General features: G+C 77.3%; 4 protein-coding genes. 3 read left to right on the top strand and 1 reads right to left on the bottom strand.

What is annotated here, in order from left to right; genetic code table 11:
- The 3 genes from GTR00_RS16720 to GTR00_RS16710 all read left to right on the top strand — a co-directional run.
- The coding region (locus GTR00_RS16720) for a hypothetical protein (protein WP_205706005.1) at positions 1 to 255 on the top strand (255 nt) is incomplete at its 5' end.
- Between the two features lie 61 nt (positions 256 to 316).
- The gene (locus GTR00_RS16715; RefSeq protein ID WP_166612716.1) at positions 317 to 1,666 is read left to right on the top strand and encodes a hypothetical protein; all 1,350 of its coding nucleotides are present in this window, start codon (positions 317 to 319) and stop codon (positions 1,664 to 1,666) included.
- Positions 1,663 to 2,964 (top strand): oligosaccharide flippase family protein, encoded by a 1,302-nt coding sequence (locus tag GTR00_RS16710; RefSeq protein WP_166612715.1) that lies wholly within the window; start codon positions 1,663 to 1,665, stop codon positions 2,962 to 2,964. The genes GTR00_RS16715 and GTR00_RS16710 overlap by 4 nt, the downstream gene beginning before the upstream one ends.
- A 38-nt stretch (positions 2,965 to 3,002) precedes the next feature.
- Here the strand turns inward: GTR00_RS16710 and GTR00_RS16705 are convergent.
- Positions 3,003 to 3,637: DNRLRE domain-containing protein (locus GTR00_RS16705; RefSeq protein ID WP_166612714.1), on the bottom strand; the 635-nt coding region annotated here is incomplete at its 5' end.

Here is a 3,637-nt window from a genome sequence, read left to right as displayed (position 1 = left end):
GTCCCCGCCGGCACCGCCTCGTCGGGCGCCGCCGAGGAGGTCGCCGTGCTCCTGCGCGGCCCTGCCGCGGGGCGCGGCGCGCAGGTGGCCGTGACCGGGGAGCCCTCCACGAGCGTGGTCGCACCCCTGCTGCGGGAGGCGGCGGCCGTGCTCCTCGTGGTGGAGCGGGGGGCGCCCACCCGGGAGGTGCGCGCCGCGAAGCGCCTGAGCGAGCAGTGGAGCCGCCCGCCGGACGCCGTGGTCGTGACGGCGTGAGCCGGCGGCGCGCGGGCGCGGCGCCGTCGGCGGTGGGCCGCCGGGGCGGCCGGTGCCCGGCGTGATCCTGCTCGCCGTCGTCGCCCTGGCGCTGGTGGCCGCCGGCGCCTGGGTCCTGCTGCAGCGGCCGTGGCTGGCCCCGTGGGGCGTCGTCCTCCTCTTCGGCACCACCGCCGAGCTGCGCCTGCGCGTCTCCGACGCGCTCGGCGTCAGCAAGGACGCCTACGTCCTGCTGCTCGTCGTCGTCGCCGCGCTCAGCGTGCTGCGGGGGCGGGCCTCGCTCGCCGCGCGGCTGCCGCCGGCCGCGGTGTGGTTCCCGCTGGCCGTGCTCGTGGTCCTGTACCTCGCCGACCTGGGCGGTGGGCACGGGGCCGCGTGGCTCTTCGGCACGCGCCTGCTGCTGGAGCCGATGCTCCTGCTGCTCGTGGGGCTGCTGACGCCGCGCCCCGACCTGGCGCTGCGCCACCTGGTGCTGGCGTTGTCGGTGTTCGTACCGCTGCAGGCGGTGATCGCGTGGGTGCAGCAGGCCGTGGGCCCGGACGCGCTCGTCCACCAGTGGGGTTACGCGTTCGGCTCCCAGGTCCGCCTCTCGTCGGGGGGTTCCCTGCGCAGCCCCGGCACCTACGAGGAGGCGTTCTCGCTGGCCGCCCAGGCGGTCCTCGCCGCCTGCGTCGCGGTGACGGTCGCCTCGCGCCGACGGGCGGCGCTCCTGCTCGCCGGCGCGGCGGCGGTCCTGGCGGCCACGCAGGTGCGCACGGCGGCGCTGCAGCTGGCCGCCCTGGTGCTGCTGCTGCTGGTGCGCCACGGCCGGGCGCGCGCCGCCGCGGTCGGCGTGCTCGGCGCCGGCGCCGGGGCGGTGCTGGTCGCCGGGGCGTTCCTGCGCTCCTCCACCGTCCCCGGTGGGCCCGTGAAGCCGCTGCTGTTCACGCTGAACGGCCGCCTGGACGCGTGGGCCGTCGCCTACGAGGGCCCGGTGACGCTGCTGCGCGGCAACGGGGTCGGGGCGCTGGGGGCCGGTTCGACCCGCGCGGAGGCCGGCCTGGTGGCCGCGGCGCCGGCCTACGACCCCACCAGGGAGAGCACCCCCATGTTCGCGGGGAACTCGGCGTTCATCGACTCCTCCTGGGGTCAGGTCCTCTCCGACGTGGGGTTGCTGGGGGTGCTGGCCCTGCTGGCGTGGGTCGTGCTGCACGTCTGGTGGCTGCGCGGCCCGCTGCGCCGGGACGTCGCGAGCGCGTGGCTGGCGGCGGCGGTCCTCGCGGTCTCGGTGGTCGACTGGGTCTCCCGGACGACCCTGGGCAGCTACCCCACGGGTTTCACCACCCTGTACCTGCTGGGCCTGGCCACCGGTGCCGCGCTGGTGCCCCGCACCGCCTCCCCCTCGCTCCCCTCGACAAGGACGGTCGCATGACGGAACCCGAGCCGGACCACGTCCTGCGGGGGGCGCGGCTGGCGCGCGTCGGTGTCGCCGCCGCGCTCGTCTCGCGCGTCTTCGGGCGCCTCGTGGGGATCGTCCTCGTCGTCGTGCTGGCCCGGGTGAGCGACCCGACGACCGTCGCGCTGTACGGGTTCCTGCTGGGCACGGTGACGCTCACGGCGAGCGTGACCGACCTCGGGGTGGCCAGCCTGGCGGGCAGGGACGTGGCCGCCGGCACCGCGGCGGCGCCCGCGGCGCTGCGTTCCGCCCTGGGACCGCAGGCGCTCTCCGCCGGCTTGGCCGTGGTCCTCACCTGCCTGCTGGCGCTCCTGGCCGGTCCCGCCGGCGTCGACGCCGCCGTGCTGGTGCCGTGCTCCGCGTTCGTCGTCGCGAACGCCACGTTCAACCTGTGGGCGGAGGTGCTGCGCGGAGCGGGGCGCGCGGTGCTCGAGGGCCTGCTGCAGGGGGCCAGCGCGCTGCTGCTGGTGGTCGCCGGATCGCTGGCCGTGCTGGGTGGGGCGGGGATCGTGCCCCTGCTGTGGATCGTCGCCGGCAAGGAGCTCGTCGTGCTGCTGGTGGCCGCGGTGTTCCTGCGCCCGGGCGGCGGGTCGCCGGACGGGCCGTCCTTCGGGGCGCTGGTCAGGCGCAGCGCGTGGCTCGCGGTGGCGGGGACGGCGCTCATCGTGCTGTGGCGCCAGGGCACCGTCCTCGTCAGCGCCCTGGCGCCGACCCGCGTCCTGGCCGACTACGTCGTCGCCACCCGCTTCCTGGACGCCGCCGTGACCCTGGCGCACACGCTGGGGATCGGGCTCTTCCCAGCGATCGCCGCCCTGGCCCACCGGGACCGGCGGAGCGCTCGCCGCCAGGCGCAGCGCTACCTCGGCGTCGTCGCCGCCGCGTCCGTGGCCCTGGCGGTCCTGGGGGTCCTGCTGGCCGGGCCGGTCACGACGCTGCTGTTCGGGGAGCGGTGGGGCTCGGCCGTGCTGACGGTGCGCGTGCTGGCGGCGGCCGCCCCGTTCACCGTCACCGGGTACCTGCTGTGGTTCGCGCTGCTCGCCGAGGAGCAGGAGCGGTGGTTGTGCCTGGCGGCCGCGGCAGCGGCCGTGACGGCGCTGAGCGCCACCGCCGCGCTGCTGGTGGCGGCGCCGTCCGCGGCGGCGGGCGCCGCCGGCACCGGTGCCGGCGCCGTCGTGCTCGTCGTCCTGCTGGGCGTGCGGTACGTCCTGACGCGGCCGCGCGGTCCGGTGCTGCGGCGCAGCGCGGTGCCCGAGGACGCCGGGCGGGGCGCGTGAGGCTCGCCCGGCGGGTCCGGCGGGTCCGGCGGGCGGGCTCAGGAGCGGATGAGCAGGGTCAGCTGCGGACGCTGAGCGGCCGGCGCCTCCCGCGACGCGAACCGCAGGCGGTCGGCCGAGGCGGCGTGCAGCTCGAACGAGACCTCACCGGAGGCGGGGAGCGCGGGGACCGGCACGGTGACCCGACCCACCGGCGTCTCGCCGAAGTCCGCCACCGGGGAGGTCCCACGACGGGCCGGCCGTCCCGAGCGCCACGTCGTGGTGCTCTCGCGCCACGACGTGGCGGTGGTCCAGACCTCGGGACCGTCGACGGTGGGGTCGGTGACGTGCAGGCCGAGGGTCGCCGCGTCGACGGACTCCCCCGCAGCCAGCGCCGGCAAGCTGAAGCGCAGGTAGGAGGTCACGCGCGTGGACGCGACGTCGTCCGTCTCACGCGCGTCGACGCTCAGGGTGGTCGAGGACCCGGCCGTCGCGGTGGGGTGCTGCTGGCGGACCGCCGCGTCCGCCAGGGGTGCCAGGGCCACGACCCGGGTGCGCCTGCCCACGAGCGTGTGCAGCCAGGTGTTGGTCTCGCGCAACGCGCCCAGCGCGGGTTTGGCGCTGCCGTCCAGACGGGTCAACCCGAAACCGTTCTCGTAGGCGTTCCAGTCGTCGCGGTCGCGGATGGTGAAGA

Origin of the sequence: Kineococcus indalonis (genome assembly GCF_009906395.1) — a bacterium.
Classification (GTDB): domain Bacteria; phylum Actinomycetota; class Actinomycetes; order Actinomycetales; family Kineococcaceae; genus Kineococcus; species Kineococcus indalonis.
Note: the sequence above shows the minus strand (reverse complement) of the source record. Positions and strands in the feature narration are given on the sequence as shown.

What these genes read in the sequence shown, in the direction of transcription:
- GTR00_RS16710 (WP_166612715.1), top strand. Translation starts at nt 1,663, where the DNA reads ATGACGGAACCCGAGCCGGACCACGTCCTGCGGGGGGCGCGGCTGGCG.